Annotated in this window: 20 protein-coding genes; 11 read left to right on the forward strand and 9 right to left on the reverse strand. The window is 63.3% G+C overall.

Annotation, left to right across the window (positions count from 1 at the left end; all coding sequences use genetic code 11):
• Positions 1-298: 298 nt before the first annotated feature.
• Positions 299-757, forward strand: coding sequence for a redox-sensitive transcriptional activator SoxR (soxR, locus tag DBO86_RS21425; RefSeq protein ID WP_108234773.1), 459 nt, complete (start codon positions 299-301; stop codon positions 755-757).
• Here the strand turns inward: soxR and DBO86_RS21430 are convergent.
• On the reverse strand, positions 754-1,107 hold the full coding sequence (locus tag DBO86_RS21430; RefSeq protein WP_059390716.1) for a 5-carboxymethyl-2-hydroxymuconate Delta-isomerase: 354 nt from the start codon (positions 1,105-1,107) through the stop codon (positions 754-756). The genes soxR and DBO86_RS21430 overlap by 4 nt on opposite strands.
• A 483-nt stretch (positions 1,108-1,590) precedes the next feature.
• Between DBO86_RS21430 and DBO86_RS21435 the strand changes: the two genes are divergently transcribed.
• Complete coding sequence (locus DBO86_RS21435) at positions 1,591-2,850, forward strand: OprD family porin (RefSeq protein ID WP_108234774.1); 1,260 nt, start codon at positions 1,591-1,593, stop codon at positions 2,848-2,850.
• A 171-nt stretch (positions 2,851-3,021) separates the two neighbouring features.
• Here DBO86_RS21435 and DBO86_RS21440 read toward each other — a convergent pair whose 3' ends face one another.
• Complete coding sequence (locus DBO86_RS21440) at positions 3,022-4,149, reverse strand: M14 family metallopeptidase (RefSeq protein WP_108234775.1); 1,128 nt, start codon at positions 4,147-4,149, stop codon at positions 3,022-3,024.
• Between the two features lie 154 nt (positions 4,150-4,303).
• Between DBO86_RS21440 and DBO86_RS21445 the strand changes: the two genes are divergently transcribed.
• Positions 4,304-4,837 (forward strand): tetratricopeptide repeat protein, encoded by a 534-nt coding sequence (locus DBO86_RS21445; protein WP_108234776.1) that lies wholly within the window; start codon positions 4,304-4,306, stop codon positions 4,835-4,837.
• 10 nt (positions 4,838-4,847) lie between these two features.
• On the opposite strand, the gene DBO86_RS21450 is transcribed toward DBO86_RS21445, so the two are convergent.
• Positions 4,848-5,231: a VOC family protein gene (locus DBO86_RS21450; protein WP_026088661.1), complete on the reverse strand. Its 384-nt coding sequence runs from the start codon at positions 5,229-5,231 to the stop codon at positions 4,848-4,850.
• 20 nt (positions 5,232-5,251) lie between these two features.
• Positions 5,252-5,962, reverse strand: coding sequence for a glutathione S-transferase family protein (locus tag DBO86_RS21455; protein WP_108234777.1), 711 nt, complete (start codon positions 5,960-5,962; stop codon positions 5,252-5,254).
• Positions 5,963-6,152: 190 nt separating this feature from the next.
• Between DBO86_RS21455 and DBO86_RS21460 the strand changes: the two genes are divergently transcribed.
• Positions 6,153-7,103 (forward strand): helix-turn-helix transcriptional regulator, encoded by a 951-nt coding sequence (locus DBO86_RS21460; RefSeq protein ID WP_108234778.1) that lies wholly within the window; start codon positions 6,153-6,155, stop codon positions 7,101-7,103.
• A 217-nt stretch (positions 7,104-7,320) separates the two neighbouring features.
• Here DBO86_RS21460 and DBO86_RS21465 read toward each other — a convergent pair whose 3' ends face one another.
• From DBO86_RS21465 to DBO86_RS21485, 4 genes are all read right to left on the reverse strand, one after another.
• Positions 7,321-7,743: a YybH family protein gene (locus tag DBO86_RS21465; RefSeq protein WP_017677900.1), complete on the reverse strand. Its 423-nt coding sequence runs from the start codon at positions 7,741-7,743 to the stop codon at positions 7,321-7,323.
• A gap of 165 nt (positions 7,744-7,908) precedes the next feature.
• Positions 7,909-8,691: a DUF899 domain-containing protein gene (locus DBO86_RS21475; protein WP_108234779.1), complete on the reverse strand. Its 783-nt coding sequence runs from the start codon at positions 8,689-8,691 to the stop codon at positions 7,909-7,911.
• Positions 8,692-8,724: 33 nt separating this feature from the next.
• Positions 8,725-9,099 (reverse strand): YciI family protein, encoded by a 375-nt coding sequence (locus tag DBO86_RS21480; protein ID WP_075746084.1) that lies wholly within the window; start codon positions 9,097-9,099, stop codon positions 8,725-8,727.
• Positions 9,100-9,287: 188 nt separating this feature from the next.
• Positions 9,288-10,004, reverse strand: a complete 717-nt coding sequence (locus DBO86_RS21485) for a UTRA domain-containing protein (RefSeq protein ID WP_108234780.1) — start codon at positions 10,002-10,004, stop codon at positions 9,288-9,290.
• 315 nt (positions 10,005-10,319) lie between these two features.
• Here DBO86_RS21485 and DBO86_RS21490 point away from each other — a divergent pair, with 315 nt between their 5' ends.
• From DBO86_RS21490 to DBO86_RS21515, 6 genes are all read left to right on the forward strand, one after another.
• A complete protein-coding gene (locus tag DBO86_RS21490; protein ID WP_084340601.1) occupies positions 10,320-11,378 on the forward strand; it encodes an ABC transporter substrate-binding protein in 1,059 nt (352 codons plus the stop codon).
• A gap of 263 nt (positions 11,379-11,641) precedes the next feature.
• Positions 11,642-12,448: an alkaline phosphatase family protein gene (locus DBO86_RS21495; protein ID WP_108234781.1), complete on the forward strand. Its 807-nt coding sequence runs from the start codon at positions 11,642-11,644 to the stop codon at positions 12,446-12,448.
• Entirely contained in the window at positions 12,445-13,287 is an 843-nt protein-coding gene (locus tag DBO86_RS21500; RefSeq protein ID WP_108234782.1) for an ABC transporter permease, read from the forward strand. The genes DBO86_RS21495 and DBO86_RS21500 overlap by 4 nt, the downstream gene beginning before the upstream one ends.
• Positions 13,274-14,062 (forward strand): ABC transporter permease, encoded by a 789-nt coding sequence (locus DBO86_RS21505; RefSeq protein ID WP_108234783.1) that lies wholly within the window; start codon positions 13,274-13,276, stop codon positions 14,060-14,062. Before DBO86_RS21500 ends, DBO86_RS21505 begins: the two co-directional genes overlap by 14 nt.
• Before the next feature lie 49 nt (positions 14,063-14,111).
• The gene (locus DBO86_RS21510; RefSeq protein WP_108234784.1) at positions 14,112-15,098 is read left to right on the forward strand and encodes an ABC transporter ATP-binding protein; all 987 of its coding nucleotides are present in this window, start codon (positions 14,112-14,114) and stop codon (positions 15,096-15,098) included.
• Positions 15,098-15,751 (forward strand): HAD family hydrolase, encoded by a 654-nt coding sequence (locus tag DBO86_RS21515; protein ID WP_108234785.1) that lies wholly within the window; start codon positions 15,098-15,100, stop codon positions 15,749-15,751. The genes DBO86_RS21510 and DBO86_RS21515 overlap by 1 nt, the downstream gene beginning before the upstream one ends.
• Positions 15,752-15,851: 100 nt before the next feature.
• Here the strand turns inward: DBO86_RS21515 and DBO86_RS21520 are convergent, their stop codons facing one another.
• Positions 15,852-16,706, reverse strand: a complete 855-nt coding sequence (locus DBO86_RS21520; protein WP_108234854.1) for a LysR substrate-binding domain-containing protein — start codon at positions 16,704-16,706, stop codon at positions 15,852-15,854.
• Positions 16,707-16,849: 143 nt separating this feature from the next.
• On the opposite strand from DBO86_RS21520, the gene DBO86_RS21525 reads away from it, so the two are divergent.
• On the forward strand, positions 16,850-17,692 hold the full coding sequence (locus DBO86_RS21525) for a bifunctional allantoicase/(S)-ureidoglycine aminohydrolase (RefSeq protein WP_013714491.1): 843 nt from the start codon (positions 16,850-16,852) through the stop codon (positions 17,690-17,692).
• Positions 17,693-17,748 lie beyond the last annotated feature (56 nt).

A 17,748-nucleotide genomic window follows, 5' to 3' on the forward strand; every position in this document is an offset into this window, starting at 1 on the left:
AGTCCATCTCATTGGGCTACGTCGTTTCTACCCCCTGATCCGCTCATAGGGCACCCGCTCGCGCCCGGCGCGCAGCGTCTGCACCGACCAGTTCAGTTCGTAGGGCGGGTGAAACCCGCCACATAGCCCTGGCGGGTTGCACCCGCCCTACAGATGACTACTCCATAGCCCGGATGCAATCCGCCGATGCCCTGAAAAGCTACCGGCTTGCATCCGGGCATGGAATTGCCCTCGGTGTTGTCTATCAAGGCCAGCGAGGGTAAAACCTCAACTTAACTTGAGGTCAACAGGATTTTTCATGACGACGTCGTGCTCCATCCACGAACGCCCGCTGAGCGTCGGCCAGATCGCCGAACGCAGCGGCGTGGCGGTTTCCACACTGCATTTCTACGAGACCAAAGGGCTGATCCACAGCCAGCGCAACGCCGGCAATCAGCGGCGTTACCGGCGCGACGTGCTGCGCCGCGTCGCGATCATCAAGGTGGCACAGCGCCTGGGCATTCCCCTGGCCGATATCGGTGTGGCACTGAGCACACTGCCCCGCGATCACATGCCGACGGCAGCGGACTGGCAGCAACTGTCGGCGCAATGGCAGCGCGATCTGGATGCGCGCATCGAGCAGCTGACGCGTCTTCGTGACCAGCTCACCGGCTGTATCGGTTGCGGTTGCCTGTCGATGCAGGACTGCCCACTGCGCAACCCCAGGGACGAACTCGGCGAACAGGGCCCCGGGGCGCGTTTACTGGAGACGGATTAATCGTCCAGGCAGTTGCGTCTGTTGCTGAACACCTCGCGGCAGATGTCACGCACGTCCAGAGAGATCGCCGGCACCTGCGGCAGACGCTCGACCAGTGCACGCACTACGCGCCGCGACAGCGCCCGCTTGTCGTCATCGCTGCGACCGGCCAGCACGTAGAAGATCAGGTGCACGAACAGCCCCGGCTCGCCACCCACGCAGTGGTGCTCGTACAGGCTCAGGCGCACCTTGATCTCACCGGGCTGGAACAGTCCCGTGTCAGCCGCCTGGTCATGCACCAGTTGCACCAGCTCCTGCGGCGCGATCAGCTCACTCACCTCGCGGGCGGCTTCGATCAGGCAATGCGGCATGGATAAACCCTTGATGTAAGTGAATTTGTCATACGTTATCACACAACAAATTCGATACCAGTTGGTTTACCAGCTCTGCGCAGAACCGCGTTGCAAGCCTGCAACATCGCCAATAGCGCCGTTACATCGGGAAAACCTACTCAGACTTTCGTCTAGCAATGCGTTGACAAGCGATAAAAAGGCTGTCGATAATCCAGCAAGTTGTATGACGACATATGACAACGATAAAAACAAGAAACAGGGCCATGACATGACTACCCTCGCCTCTCCCTCAGCGCAGCAGCCCCTCGCCTGCTCGGCATCCATCGCCGCCACACGCCATAGAACCGGATTCGCCGGAGGCTGACGTCAGCCACCAGCAATGACCGGCCGCGTTCGGCCGGGCTATCGCCCTCTACGGGGCAAACACAACATTCCCATCATGCAGGTCCTGATGCAGACCAGCAGGGGATGGTTCGTTCAAAAACTGGGAGCACAACAACAATGACCGCACGCAACATCATTCCATTGGCCCTGCTCGGCAGCACGGCTCTGGCCCTGGTTATGCCGACCACCACGCACGCTGCCGGCTTCGTCGAAGACGCCAAGGTCACCCTCGGCCTGCGCAACTATTACTTCAACCGCAACTACCTCAACGGCACCGATCCGGTGATCCGTGGCGAGCGCCAGGGCCAGGCCGAAGGCTGGACGCAGAACTTCATCCTCGATGCCCGCTCCGGTTTCACTCAGGGCACTGTCGGCTTTGGCCTTGATGTGCTCGGTCTGTACAGCATCAAGCTGGATGGCAACCGTGGCGCCGCCAACACCCAACTGATGCCGATCCACGATGATGGCCAGGCCGCCGACCAGTTCGGCCGTACTGCCGTAGCTGCCAAGGCCAAGATTTCCAAGACCGAACTGAAGGTCGGCGAGTGGTTCGCCGTGCTGCCGATCCTGCGCGCTGACGACGGTCGTTCGCTGCCGCAAACCTTCCAGGGTGCCCAGCTGACTTCCAGCGAGATCGATGGCCTGACCCTGTACGGCGGCCAGTTCTGGAAGAACAGCCAGCGTCACGATGCCAGCCGTGAAGACATGACGTTCAACGGTGTAGAAGGCGATGACTTCAACTTCGGCGGTGGTGAGTACCGTTTCAACGGCAACAACACCATGGTCGGCGTCTGGCACGCACGCCTGGAAGACGTCTATCAGCAGAGCTACGTGCAACTGACCCACAGCCAGCCGGTGGGTGACTGGGTTCTGGGTGCCAACCTTGGCTACTTCAACGGCAAGGACGAAGGCGCGGCCAAGGCCGGCGACCTGGACAACAAGGTCTATCAGGGTGCGCTGTCGGCCAAGAGGGGCAACAACACCTTCCAGGTCACCTACCAGCGACTGAGCGGTGATACCAAATTCCTGCGTATCGACGGCGCCAGTGGCGGCACCCTGGTCAACGACGGTTTCCTGTCTGCTTTCGACAGCCCCGAGGAACGTTCCTGGCAGCTGCGTCATGACTACAACTTCGCCGGCCTCGGCATCCCGGGCCTGACCCTGATGAACCGCTACACCAGCGGCTCCAATATCCATGCCGGCGGCCGTACCGATGCCGAAGAGTGGAGTCGTGAAACCGAACTGGCCTACACCATTCAGGAAGGCACCCTGAAGAACCTGAACATTCGCTGGCGTAACTCCGACGTCCGCCGTGACGTTGGCCAGGATCTGCACGAGAACCGTCTGATCATCAACTACCCGCTGTCGATTCTGTAATACCGGACGCATCACTGCGTCCTATTGACTCCTGTGTGTTAACGGCACTTTATGCCCGTCCTCGTGACGGGCTTTTTTTTGCCCGCCAACTTTGACGCTCCCTGCACGACGTTAACCCGTAGGGTGCGCCGTGCGCACCGGCCTAGACGCCCTCAGCCGGGACACCCAGTTTCAGCGCAAGCGCCCGACCATCTGCGCCAGCACCGTCAACACATCCTGCCCCAGCTTCTGCGAGCGTGCGCCATTCCAGCCAGTGCGCGGCTGCGGGTTGTCGTCGTGGTCCTTGAACGGCATCTCGATGGTGAACGACAGGCAATCGAAGGCCTGGCCGACGGCGTTACAGGCCAGGGTAAGGTTGGCTTGACCCGGCTCGTCACGCGGATAACCGAAACGGGTCTGAAACTCGGCGCCGATACCTACCAGACGATTGCGGAAGTCTTCTTCCAGCGCAGCCAACCGTGGGGTGTAGCCCGGATTGCCCTCACAACCGGCGGTGAACACGTGAGGTATCTCTTCGTCGCCGTGGATATCGAGGAACAGGTCAACGCCAATACGCTGCATGTGCTGCAGCACGAACAACACCTCGGGGCTGCGCTCGGAGCTGGCTGACTGCCAGGCGCGATTGAGGTCCTGCCCGGCATGGTTGGTGCGCAGATGACCGCGATAGGCACCGTCCGGATTCATGTTCGGTACCAGATAGAATTCTGCCTGGCTGAGCAACGCCTGGACCTCGGCATCCTGCGGATCCTGCAGGCGCTCGATCAGCCCCTCCATGAACCACTCGGCCATATGCTCACCCGGATGCTGCTGGGCGATGATCCACAGTTTGCGCGCAGCGCCAGCCTGGCCACCAATGCGCAGTAGCTGGATATCACGGCCTTCCAGGCTTCTACCGCTGGCAACCAGTTCAGCGCCGCGCTCCAGAGCGTTGGCGATCAGGCGTTCATGCCGCGCTCGCGGGTAAGGCTCGAAATAAGCGAACCAGACGCGCTCGTGCTCGGCTTGCAACTCGAAGTGCAGTTGCCCGTCCTCATAACGGGTGGGCACGCGAAACCAGTCCTGCTGATCGTAGCTGGCCACGGCCTGGTAACCGTCCCAGGCGCGGTTGTAAGCCGACTGCCCGGCATTGGTCAGGCAGAAGCCATAACCCTGGCCAGGTTGCAGACCATCGACCTGAAAGTGAAACCACTGGAAATGGTGGCTGTTGAGGTCCGGGCGCATGGCCAGCAGTACGCGCTGCGGGTCGCTGGCGTCGACGACCTGAATGTTGCCACTGTCGAAATCCGCACTGATCTTCATGACTGCCTCGTAAGCGAAATCAGCGCTCAGGATTGCAGTTCATGACGCGAGTGTGAAGTCGCACCGCGACAGTCTGATCAACGACGGCGAACTATGGTGTCCAGAGTCAGCCTAATAGCGACTTGCCCTGTTTCCCGCCTACGGAGTTTCTGCCATGCCCAGCCCGATCAACCTGCGTCACGCTACCACTGCCCTGCTCGCCCTTGCGTTGCTGGCGGGCTGCGCCGGGCGTGAACCAGACTCCAGCGCGCCGGAAAAACAGCCGCAGGTGGAACAGCCCGTCACCCAGACCGAACAGGATCAACTGCGCCAGCAGGCCCAGCGTGGTGATCTGGAAAGCCAGTTCCAGCTCGGCAGCAGCTACTTCGTCGGCCAGCCGGAAAAGAACCTCAAGCAGGCCGAATACTGGTGGAAGCAGGCCGCCGACAAGGGGCACGCCATGGCCGCGGTCAGCTTGGCCTACCTCTACACCGGCCGCGACGCCCCTGAGTTCGCCAACCAGCGTGACATGCTCAAGTACCTCAACCAGTCAGCCGCTGCGGGCAACCCGATGGCGCAGCATGTGCTGGGCAACCTTTACCGACGCGGCGAAGGCGGCGTACCACGCGACCCTGACCAGGCGCAGCGCCTGTACCAGAGCGCCTGCCAGCAGCGCTACGAGCCTTCCTGCGCGGCGCTGGGCCAGTAGTGACGAAGGTTCAGACGTAACAGGCCACCTCGACGTTGTAGCCATCGGGGTCAAGCACGAAGGCGGCGTAGTAACCATATTCTTCGCGCAGGCCGGGCCGGCCATTGTCTTCGCCACCGGCCTGCAACGCCGCGGCATGGAAGGCTTGCACTGTCGCCTGGCTGTCGGCACGCAGGCAAAAATGCGTCAGCGGCTCACACTGACCACGTCCGGGGGCGGCACTGAGCAGGTAAAGCACGGCCTGCTCCTCGGCCTGCGGACCGAAGCCGGCGGCCAACCCAGCACCATGCTCGCCGTCGTATTTCAGTTCGTAGCCCAAAGGCGCCAGGGCCGCCTGATACCAGGCGCGACTGCGGCGAAAGTTGGCCACGGTGATACAAAGATGGTCGATCATCGAAACCTCACCATAGGTTTTCAGGCTGCGCACAGCCCTTCGCGCAGTTGTTGGAAGCCCACATGGCCGAGGAAGCCGCCAGCGCCCTCAACCGTCATGCCCTGCTCGATCGCATGAGCGAAACGCGCCGCCGGATCGTTGGCGAGTCGAGCCAGGTGGCGGGCCAGATGCGGGTAGTCGTGTCGCGGATCGAACAACTGGTGGTAGTCGACCCAGCGGCCGACACCGCTCAGGTAGGCATCCGCCAGACTGCGTCGCTGACCCAGCAGCCAGTCACGCTCGCTGAGCAACCGATCGAGATAACGACAGCCCGCCTTCACCTGTTCTGCGCCGAGGCTGCGCAACAGCTCGCGCTGCGGCTCGTCCAGCTCAGCCTTTTCATAAGCCAGCCACAGCGGGTTGAAGGCGGAGAAAAAGTCGGTCACCAGGTAGGACAGCATCTGGTTGAGTGCATCGAATTCGTCGCTGCCCTGGCGTGGGCCCAGCGGCGTATCCACCGACCGCGCCGCCAGGTTCAGGAGAATGGCCAGGCTCTCACTCAGGAACTCGCCGTTCTCCAGCAGCAGTGCGGGCGTCTGATAGAGCGGGTTGATCCGCTCGAAAAGCGGGTCCCAGGGTTGCTCGAGCATCTCGACCCGGCACAGGCGATAAGGTTGGCCGAGCCACTCGAGGGCTACGATCGAGCCGAACGAACAGCCTTGCGGAACGCCGTAGAACAGTATCGGTTGCATAAGGGTTGCTCCTTGTCTGCTGGTGGCCGACACGTCTTTAGCGTCGACCTACCTCCAGACTAAGAGCCAACTAGGCTATATTCCGCCCTAATAAAATCGCCTACCGCTGTTTTTTTTGAGTGCGCGCGCAGCAAGACAGTTAGCGGTTTGACCGGTGCGCACAGCGCCCCCTACGGAGCCTGCGATCCCCATGAACAGCCCCACCACCCGCGTGCTCGCCCTGCTGGAACTGCTACAAAGCCATGGCCAGCTCAGCGGCCGCGAACTGGCCGAGCGCCTCGAGGTGGACGGCCGCACCCTGCGCCGTTACATCCGCCACCTGGAAGACCTGGGAATTCCGGTGACCAGCGAGCGCGGCCGGCACGGTGGTTACCGCCTGGTGGCCGGTTTCAAGCTGCCGCCCTTGATGTTCACGGCTGAGGAGGCTCAGGCGGTGGCGCTGGGCCTGCTGGCGACGGCCAATCTGGGCCTGGCAGAAACAGCCGTGGCGGTGGCCAGTGCCCGCGCCAAGCTGGAGCGGGTCATGCCCAAGGGGCTGCAGCAGCGGGTGCGCGCCCTGAGCCAGAGCGCGATCCTGGATCTGCCGCGCAGCCGCGCCAATGGCGACCAGCAACTGCTGGCCGAGCTCGCCGCCGCCGCCGAGGCGCGCCGTCAGGTGCGGGTGAGCTATTGCAGCGATCAGGGCCAATGCAGTGAGCGCGAGGTCGATCCCTACGGTTTGGTGTTCCGCCAGGGCTTCTGGTACCTGAGCGGCTACTGCCACCTACGCCAGGCGGTGCGTTCTTTCCGCCTGGATCGCCTGCGCGAAGTGCGCGCCCTGGAGAGCCACTTCGAGCGGCCGGAAGCCTTCGACGCCGCCGCCCACCTCAATACCAGCATCGCCACCCTGCCACGGGCCTACCCGGTGAGTATCCAGCTGCACACCGACCTCGCCGGTGCCATCGCCGAACTGGGGAGCAACGCCGGTCTGCTGATGCCCGAAGGCAACAGCGTGCGCCTGACCACCAGCACCGACAGCCCGACCTGGTTCGCTCGCCTGCTGCTACGCCTGTCCTTCGACTTCACCATCGAACAGCCGGTCGAGTTGCGTGAGGCCCTACGCCAGCAGGCGCAACGCATGCTGGAACTGGTCGCGCGCTAAGGATGGTCTGGTACGCACCAGACCATCGCGTAGTCCCCGCTCGCTAGCAGGCCGTTGAAAAACGTAGGCGAGGCAAGCCAGTGCAATACCGATGGCGGCCCCACAAAAACAGGCGAAAAACGGCCGGGGTCGCGCTCGACTTTACGTGTTGTAAATGAGCATTTTGAGCCTGTTTTCAACGCAGCAATGGCAACGCAGGTAGTTTTTCAACAGCCTGCTAGGGCTGCAGATCGAACAGCGCCTTGCCGCTTTCCATGTCGCTCGGGGCAGAGAAATGCTCGTGGAAGATCAGCCAGCGGCCGCCCTGGCGGCGCAGGCACTGGGTCACGCGCATCCAGCAGGTCTCCAGCTCGCCCTTTTCATTGGCGCCGCCACAATGCAGCAGGTAATGGGTCACGCCCAGATCGCCGCTGGCGGTGAAGGCCGGCTCGTGCGGTTCGAACATCCCCGGGCCGCTGCACATCTCCATGCAGGCCTGCCAATGTGCCTGGTACGCCGGGCGCCCCTGGAAACGCAACGGGCCGATGGCGTCGTAGGACACCACGTCCTCGACGTAGTGACTCATGATGCGCGCCACGTCCTTGCTGCGGCAGGCTTCGGTCCAGTCGTTCAGGGCATCTTGCAGTTCGTGCTGACTCATGTCGTTTCTCCTTCGCTAGGCTCTGTACAAAAAGTGCCTGCGCTCGGTGATGCTGCGTTAAAAACAGACTCAGAATGCTCATTTACAACACGTAAACTCCGCTTCTTCGCCTGTTTTTGCCTTGCCTGACCATCGCTCGACGACTTTTCGTACAGAGCCTTAGGTTCAGGCCTTGTGGCCGCAGCAGTCGTGGGTGGGCGCGGTCTGTTCGTACTCGTCGTGCAGGCGCGTCCAGTTGAGCCCCTTGCCGTCCAGATCGGGCATGCCGTCCCAACCCTCGCCGCGGCCAAAAGGCGTGAAGTCGAGGAAATGGAAGCTGCTCATCAGCATCTCCACGCCTCGGCCATAGGTGGAATAGGTGTGGTAGATGCGCCCACCGTCGCGCAGGAACACGCTGACACCGGGCTGCTCGCCCTGGATGTGATAGGTCAGCCCCAGGCGCTCGAGCTCGTCCTTGTCGCGGTAGTTGTATTCGACCGGCGCGACCTGCTCGTCGGTGGTGGCATGGTAGTCGTAGTTGAAGCGGCTGCCGTAGGAGCTGTACCAGGGCAGGGTCCAGCCCATGCGCCGTTTGAACGCCTCGAGATCGGCCAAGGGCGCCCGCGAAACCAGGACCAGGTTGGTATCGCGAGCATGCAGGTGGGACTGGTGGCCGATGTTGTCCACCAGGCAGGAACAGCCGTCAGAGCCCTCGCCGCGATCCATGTGGTACATGAAGTGGTAGACGATCAGCTGGCTGCGCCCGTGGAACAGCGCCTCCAGGCCGACTTCGCCCTGCGGGCCGTCGAAGCGGTAATCCTCTTCCACCAGCACCATGGGCAGGGCACGGCGGGCGCGGTTGATTGCGTCGCGCTGACGGGTCAGCGCCTTTTCCTGTTCGAGCAGCGCCTTGCGAGCGGCCAGCCATTGCTCACGCGTGGCGACCTCGGGGACATAGTGGCGATCCATAGCGGTTCTCCCTGTTGATCGAGCCTTGCCGGCTCAGTGCTGAGCGGCCTGCAGCTGCGCCGGCTGGATATCCAGCTCGCGCACCGGGCGCACTTCCACGCAGCCGACACGGGCGGCGGGAATGTGTCCGGCGAGCTGGATGGCCTCGTTGAGGTCGCGCGCCTCCACCAGATAGAAGCCGGCCAGTTGCTCCTTGGTTTCGGCGAAGGGGCCGTCGGTGATCGCCAGCTTGCCGCCGCGCATGCGCACGGTGGTGGCGGTCTGCACCGATTGCAGCGCCTCGGCGGCGAGCATGCGCCCGCTCTCCTGAACCGAGTTGGCGTAGGCGAAGCATTCGCTGTCATGCGGGCTGTCGGGGGAGCTGTGCAGCTCCTGTTCGTTGGCGTAGACGAGGCAGAGGTATTTCATGACGCACTCCAGTTCCTTGGCGGGTGGGTACTGGATAGTCGAACGCAGCGAGCGCATTTCGACATTGGCCGCAAAAACATCACAGAAGCCGACGAACGGTAGGGTGCGCCGTGCGCATCAGCCTCTCCGTAGTCCTCGCGCACTGGCGATTCACAGTCTGCCGGCGACCTCGGTGCGCGCAGCGCACTCTACTCGGGGACTTCGACGCTGACGTGAATGGCGTCGTGGCGCCAGAACTCCAGGTCGCAGTCGATGATGCGTCCGTGCTGATCGCGGTTGACCCGGGTAATGCGCAGCGCCGGGCTGCCCGCTGCCACCTTGAGGCTGGCCGCGGCTTCGGCGTGCAGCGCGGTGGGTACCATGTCGAAGCGCACGCGACCGTAGTGGATGCCGTACTCGCTGGCATACAGGTCGGTCAGCGAGCGAGTCAGGTCGAACTCGAGAATGCCGGGGAAGTAGGCCGGATTCAGGTAGTGCTCGACATACAGCACCAGGCGCCCGTCGATGCGCCGCGCGCGGCACACCTGATAGACGCTCGACAGTGCCGGCAGCGCCAGCACCTGACAGATCTGCGCGGAGGCCGGCATCAAGCGCGCACTCAGGACCTCGGTAGCCGGTACCCGCCCCTGCTCGGCGACCATGGCGTGGAAGTGGGTACGTACCAGAGGGTTGTAGGCCACCCGTTGCGGCGAAACGAACCAGCCACGACGCTCCTCGCGATAGACCAGCCCCTGTGCCTCCAGCTGGCCGAGCGCCTCGCGCAGGGTGATGCGGGTGGTGTCGAACAGTTCGCTGAGCTTGCGTTCGGCCGGCAGCTTGCTACCGGAGGGCAGCAGGCCGCGGTCGATCTGCTCCTGCAACGCGCGGCAGATGACGGTGACGGCCCGCGGCGCTTCTTCGCGCATCAATTGTCTCCCTTATGGACTAGTCCAGCCCCATCACGGGGCAAAAGTCGTGTGCTCGGACGGCTTACCAGCCTAGGCAGTCTAGATGACCTGCAGATGACAACCCTGCTACAAGCACGCCGCATGCCACCGCCGCCAAGGTCCGCAGGCCGCGAAATCAGTTACTTAGCCATGGTCTACGCTTGTTGAGCGCGCCAGCCGGTCAAGCCTAGACATCTGCCCCCGGCGACCCGACATAAAACTGTCATTGAAGGCGCCTAGATTGGCTCAGGTCTTGCTGATCTAGACCAACACTCTCATGCAAAGGAGTTTCCGATGAAACAACTGCTGCTGGCTTCACTGATGGGCTCGGCCATCGCCCTGGCGACCTCCGCCATGGCCGAAGGCACCGACTTGCAGGCACTGGAACAGGCTGCACGCGCCGAGGGCGCGGTGAATAGCGTGGGTATGCCCGACAGCTGGGCCAACTGGAAAGACACCTGGGCGGACCTGGCGCGCCTCTACGGTCTCAAGCATCAGGACACCGACATGAGCTCGGCGCAGGAAATCGCCAAGTTCGCCGCCGAGAAGGAAAACGCTACCGCCGATATCGGTGACGTCGGCGCCGCCTTCGGCCCCATCGCAGTGCAGCAGGGTGTCACCCAGCCGTACAAGCCGAGCACCTGGGCGCAGATTCCGGATTGGGCCAAGGATGAAGATGGCCACTGGATGCTGGCCTACACCGGCTCCATCGCCTTTATCGTCAACAAGCAACTGGTCAAGGACATCCCGCGTTCCTGGGCCGACCTCAAGACCGGCACCTACAAGGTCTCAGCCGGGGACGTCAGCACCGCTGCGCAAGCGGTCAACGGTGTACTGGCGGCTGCCATCGCCATGGGCGGCAACGAGAGCAACGTGCAACCGGCCCTGGATTTCTACGGCGAACTGGCCAAGCAGCGTCGCCTGTCGCTGGCCAACCCGACCATCCAGACCCTGGAGAAGGGCGAAGTGGAAGTCGGCATCGTCTGGGACTTCAACGGCCTGAGCTACCGCGACCAGATCGACCCCGAGCGCTTCGAGGTGCTGATCCCGTCTGACGGTTCGGTGATCTCCGGTTACACCACCATCATTAACAAGTGGGCGAAGAACCCCAACGCCGCCAAGCTGACCCGCGAATACATCTTGAGCGACGCCGGGCAGATCAACCTGGCCAAGGGCAACGCCCGCCCGATCCGTGCCGAGCACATCGAGCTGCCGGCCGAGGTGCAGGCCAAGCTGCTGCCGCAAGAGCAGTACGCCAAGGTCCAGCCGATCAAGGATGCCGCTGCCTGGGAGGCCACCTCCAAGGCCCTGCCGCGCCTGTGGCAGGAGCACGTGATCATCAATATGAACTGATGCCGTAGCCCGGAGGTAATCCTGGGTGTTCTTGGGCATTACCTTGAATGCTGCATGCACGCGATTGGCTCCCCTCTCCCATTCATGGGAGAGGGGCTGGGGGAGAGGGCTGAAAACACCGCGAATCTGCCGGTTTTCCCCTCTCCCTAACCCTCTCCCCAAAGGGGCGAGGGGACTGACCGCGTTCGACCGTTGCTTATGTGAACAATATGACGGCACTTCTCCCGGATCATCTCCGGGCTACGACCGAACGAGAGATATCGATGAAACACAACGTCATTCTGGTGGTACTGGATGGCCTGAGCTATCAGGTGGCCCAGCATGCGCTGGGGCATCTGCAGGCATACTGTCAGGCCGGACGCGCCGCGCTGTACAAGCTCGACTGCGCCCTGCCGGCGCTGTCCCGCCCGCTCTACGAATGCATCCTCACCGGCGTGGCGCCCATCGACAGCGGCATCGTCAATAACGATGTGGTGCGCCTGTCGCATCAGCGCAGCATCTTTCACTACGCCCGTGACGCCGGCCTGAGCACCGCCGCTGCGGCCTATCACTGGGTCAGTGAGTTGTATAACCGCGCGCCCTTCCAGGCTGCCCGCGACCGTCATACCAGCGATGAGTCGCTACCGATCCAGCACGGCCACTTCTACTACGCCGACCACTACCCGGATTCGCACCTGTTCGCCGATGCCGACAGCCTGCGCCAGCGCCATAGCCCCAACCTGCTGCTGGTGCACCCGATGAACATCGACGACGCCGGCCACAAGCACGGTCTCGACAGTTCGCAGTACCGCAACGCCGCGCGCATGGCCGATGTGCTGCTGGCCGAATACATCCAGCCCTGGCTCGACGCCGGTTACCAGATCCTGGTGACCGCCGATCACGGCATGAACAACGACCGCAGCCACAATGGCCTGCTGGCGGAAGAGCGCGAAGTGCCGCTGATCGTTCTCGGCAGCGCGTTCAGCCTCGATCCTGCAGCCCGCCCGCAACAAACCGAGTTATGCGGCACCATCTGCCAGCTGCTCGGCGTGGCCCACGACAAACCCTGGTGCAGGGAGCTGCTTGCATGAAGTCGTCCATTTCCAGCAAGGGTTGGGCGCTGTTGTGCTTGGTGCCCTTCGCCCTGTTCTTCCTCGCCTTCCAGATCGCGCCGCTGGCCTGGGTGGCGAGCAACAGCCTGAACACTGCCGATGGCTGGGGTCTGGGTAATTTCCAGCAGGCGTTTTCTTCGGCGTTCTATCGTCAGGCCATGCGCCACAGCCTGGAGGTGGCCTTCTGGTCGAGCCTGTTCGGCATCATCATCGCCATCATCGGCAGCTATTCGCTGCGCCAGGTCAGTAGCCGCCTGCGCGACTTCGTCATGGCGTTTTCCAACATGACCAGCAACTTCTCCGGGGTGCCGCTGGCCTTCGCCTTCATCATCCTGCTCGGTTTCAACGGCGCGCTGACCATCCTGCTCAAGCAGATGGGCGTGATCGAGGACTTCAACCTCTACTCCAAGACGGGTCTGATCGTCCTTTACACCTATTTCCAGATTCCCCTCGGCGTGCTGCTGCTCTATCCGGCCTTCGACGCCCTGCGCGAAGACTGGCGCGAGTCGGCCGAGCTGCTCGGCGCCAGCAATTGGCAGTTCTGGCGCCATATCGGCCTGCCGGTGCTGACCCCTGCACTACTTGGCACCTTCGTCATCCTGCTGGCCAACGCCCTGGGCGCCTACGCCACGGTGTATGCGCTGACCACCGGCAACTTCAACATCCTGCCGATCCGTATCGCGGCGATGGTCTCCGGCGACATCTTCCTCGATCCGAACATGGCCAGCGCACTGGCGATGGTGCTGGTCGGCCTGATGACCCTGATCACCATCGTCCACCAATGGCTGCTGCGCCGGAGCTACCATGTCGCCCGCTGAAAAACGCTCGCCGCTGTTCCACCAACTGGTGGTCTACCTGCTGTTTCTGATCCTGCTGCTGCCACTGCTCGGCACACTGGTGTATTCGCTATCCACCAGTTGGTCGGCGACCGTCCTGCCCAGCGGCTTTACCTTCAAGTGGTACGTGGCGCTGTGGAGCGATGCGCGCTTTCTGGCCGCCTTCGGCCGCTCGCTGCTGGTGTGCTTTGGCGCGCTGGCGTTGTCATTGCTGCTGATCCTGCCGCTGCTGTTCGTGGTCAACTACCACTTCCCCAAACTGGACGCGGTGATGAACGTGCTGATCCTGCTGCCGTTCGCCATTCCGCCGGTGGTGTCCTCGGTCGGCCTGATGCAGCTGTTCGCGTCCGGCCCGCTGCCGATCCTCGGTACGCCATGGATACTGATCGGCTGCTACTTCACCATCGCCCTGCCCTTCATGTACCGCGCCATCAGCAACAACCTGCAGGCGATCAACCTGCGCGACCTGATGGACGCCGCCCACCTGCTCGGCGCCAGCACCTGGCGCGCCGCATTCATGGTGGTGCTGCCGAACCTGCGCAAGGGGTTGATGGTTTCGGTGTTCCTGTCCTTCAGCTTCCTGTTCGGCGAATTCGTCTTCGCCAACCTGCTGGTGGGCAGCCGCTACGAGACGCTGCAGGTGTACCTGTACAACATGCGCAACGACAGCGGCCATTTCACCAGCGCCCTGGTGATCTCCTATTTCATGTTCGTGCTGCTGATGACCTGGGCAGCCAACCGTCTGAACAAGGGGTAGGAGCCAGCTTGCTGGCGATCCCTTACCCGCTTGCCCACAAGGATCTGCAATGAGTTACCTGAATATCCGAAACCTGCACAAAAGCTACGGCCCGACGCGGATCTTTACCGACATCAATATCGAGATCGGCCAGGGCCAGTTCATCACCCTGCTCGGCCCGTCCGGCTGCGGCAAGTCCACCCTGCTGCGCTGCATCGCTGGCCTGACGGCGGTCGACGGCGGGCAGATCCTGCTGGGCGGCGAGGACCTGGTACCCGTTGCGCCGCAAAAGCGCGGCATCGGCATGGTGTTCCAGAGCTACGCGCTGTTCCCCAACATGACCGTGGCGCAGAACGTCGCCTTCGGCCTGCGCATGCAGAAAGTCCCAGCCGCCGAGGCCAGCAAGCGTGTCGCCGAGGTGCTGGAGCTGGTGGAGCTCAACGACTACGCCAATCGTTACCCGCAGCAGCTCTCCGGCGGCCAGTGCCAGCGCGTGGCCCTGGCCCGTTCGCTGGTCACTCGCCCGCGCCTGCTGCTGCTCGATGAGCCGCTGTCGGCCCTGGATGCGCGCATCCGCAAACACCTGCGCGAGCAGATTCGTGCCATCCAGCGCGAGCTGGGCCTGACCACCATTTTCGTCACCCACGATCAGGAAGAGGCGCTGGTCTTGAGCGACCGCATCGTGCTGATGAACGGCGGTAACATCGTCCAGAGCGGCGATGCCGAAACCCTCTACACCGCGCCGGCCGATGCCTTCGCCGCCGGTTTTATCGGCAACTACAACCTGCTCGACGCCGATGCCGCCAGCCGCTTGCTGCTGCGCCCGGTGAACAGCCGCGTGGCGATTCGCCCGGAGGCCATCCAGATCGCGGCTCAGGGGATCGAGGGCACCATTGTCAGTCACAGCCTGCTCGGCAACGTCATCCGCTACCGCGTCGAGGCCCGTGGCGTGGAGCTGCTCGTGGATGTGCTCAACCGCTCCGCTGCCGACCTGCACCACGATGGCCAAAGCGTCAGCCTGGCCATTGGCGCCGATGCGATCCGGGAGGTGGCGTGATGGCTCTGGCGATCTTCGACCTCGACGAAACCCTGATCCACGGTGATTGCGCCAGCCTCTGGACGCAGGAAATGGTCAAGCTCGGATGGGCCGATGGTGAATCCTTCATCGCCCACGAGCAGGAGCTGATGCGCCAGTACGCCGCCGGCACCCTAGCCATGGAGGACTACATGGCCTTTACCCTGTCGCCGCTGGTCGGCCGCACGCCCGAGGAGGTCGCCCATGTGGTCGAGCCCTTCGTCGAGGACGTGATCGAACCGATCTTCTACAGCGACGCCAGCCGCACCCTGGCCGCCCACCGCGCCGCCGGCGACCGCCTGCTGGTGATCTCCGCCTCGGCGCACTTCCTGGTCAGCGCCATCGCCGAGCGCTTCGGCATCGATGAGGTGCTAGCCATCGACCTGGAGCTGCAGCACGGCTTCTACAGCGGGCGTACCCAGGGCGTACTGACCTACCGCGAAGGCAAGGTAACACGTCTGCATGCCTGGCTCGCCGAGCAGAGCGAAAGCCTGGCCGGCGCCAGCTTCTATTCCGACTCGCGCAATGACCTGCCGCTGTTGCGGTTGGTCGACAAGCCCTACGCGGTCAACCCCGACCCGACCCTGCGCGCCCATGCCGAACAGGCCGGCTGGCCGATTCTCAATTGGCGCTGATCCTGCCGTAGAGTGCGCCGTGCGCACCGGCGTCCTCTGATACGTGCAGTCAACCATCAGGGCCCGCTGTTTCAGGGTGCGCACAGCGCGCCCTACCCCGTTACGGGCTCATGATCCCTTCGCAGGCCTCGATCAACGCCGCCGCCAGCTCCCGCGCGTAACCGGGCAACTGGTTGCGCGCATGCAGGGCCACTTCCACCGGCGCCACCGGGGCGAAACCTTCGGCCTCACCCAGTTCGCGGTGTGCGGCAGTGATCAACCGGCGCGGCAACAGGGTCAGACCCAGCCCGCCTTCGGCAGCGGCGCTGACCCCGAGCAGACTGCTGCTGACATAGGCGATACGCCAGGGTTTGCCCATGGCATCCAGCGCGTGGGTCATCTCCAGGCGGTACAGGCCGTTGGGCGGGAACACCGCCAGCGGCACCGGGTTGCGCGCCAGCACCGGGCGCGCTCGGCTGTCGAGCCAGGCCAGCGGTTCGGCCCAACTGGCCAGGCCCTTGGCGCTACCGGCGCGCTGCTTGATCAGCGCCAGGTCCAGCTCACCGGCATTGAACGCGCGCCACACGTCATGACTCAGACCACTGGTGATCTCCAGGCGAATGCCCGGATGCGCGTCGGCAAAATCGGCCAGATAAGGCGTCAGGCTGCTGGCGGCGAAATCGTCCGGCACGCCGAGGCGTATCTCGCCCTCCACCGCGCTCTGCCCCAGAGCGAGCATCGCCTCGTCCATCAGTGCGACGATGCGGTTGGCATACCCCAGCAGGCGCTCGCCCTCGGTGGTGGTCACCACGTAGCGGCCGCTGCGGTCGAGCAGCTCGGCGCCGAGCTGCTCTTCCAAGCGCCGTACCTGCTGGCTGACCGTGGACTGCGTCAGATGCAGGCTGGCAGCCGCGCGGGTGAAGCCACCGGTCTGCACCACGGCGAGAAAACTGCGTAACAGCACCGGATCGAGCATGTCGCTACCCATCATGAAGTCCACTGGCAGGCATTCTACTATTTAATTTCCGAATCCAGCCGCGAATTCCTATAGTGCAGGGGAGTCAATTTTCCGCGCCGGGAGCCATCCCTGCGCCATTCACCCGCCGAGGCAATCTCTCGATGAGCAAATCGCCCTACTACTACGCCCCGCATGGCGGTCATCCAGGTCAGGAGCAGCTGCTGACCGACCGCGCCATGTTCACCGAAGCCTACGCCGTGATCCCCAAAGGCGTGATGCGTGACATCGTCACCAGCCACCTGCCGTTCTGGGACAACATGCGCATGTGGGTCATCGCCCGTCCGCTGACCGGCTTCGCCGAAACCTTCTCGCAGTACATCGTCGAAGTCGGCCCCAACGGCGGCAGCGACAAGCCCGAGCTGGACCCGACCGCCGAAGGCGTGATCTTCGTCGTCGAAGGCACCTGTGACCTGAGCCTGAACGGCACTCAGCATGCCCTGCGCCCGGGCAGCTACGCCTTCATCCCGCCAGAAAGCGATTGGTCGCTGCGCAACAACGGCAGCGAAGCCGTGCGTTTTCACTGGCTGCGCAAGGCCTATCAACCAGTCGAAGGCGTGCCGTATCCGGAAGCCTTCGTCACCCACGAGCAGGACATCGAGCCGATCGTCATGCCCGGCACCGAAGGCCGCTGGAGCACCACGCGCTTCGTCGAGATCAGCGACATGCGCCATGACATGCACGTCAACATCGTCAATTTCGAGCCGGGTGGCGTGATCCCCTTCGCTGAAACCCACGTCATGGAACACGGCCTGTACGTGCTCGAAGGCAAGGCGGTGTACCGCCTGAACCAGGACTGGGTCGAAGTGGAAGCCGGCGACTTCATGTGGCTGCGCGCCTTCTGCCCGCAGGCCTGCTACGCCGGCGGCCCGAGCCGCTTCCGCTACCTGCTGTACAAGGACGTCAACCGCCAGATGCCGCTGACTTTGGGTGGTCTGAAGCGCTGAGTCCTATCGCACAGTAGGAGCGGCTTCAGCCGCGAAGCTGTCGCCGCTGCGACTGC

Source organism: Ectopseudomonas oleovorans (assembly GCF_003052605.1).
In the GTDB taxonomy this organism is placed as follows: Bacteria; Pseudomonadota; Gammaproteobacteria; order Pseudomonadales; family Pseudomonadaceae; genus Aquipseudomonas; species Aquipseudomonas oleovorans_A.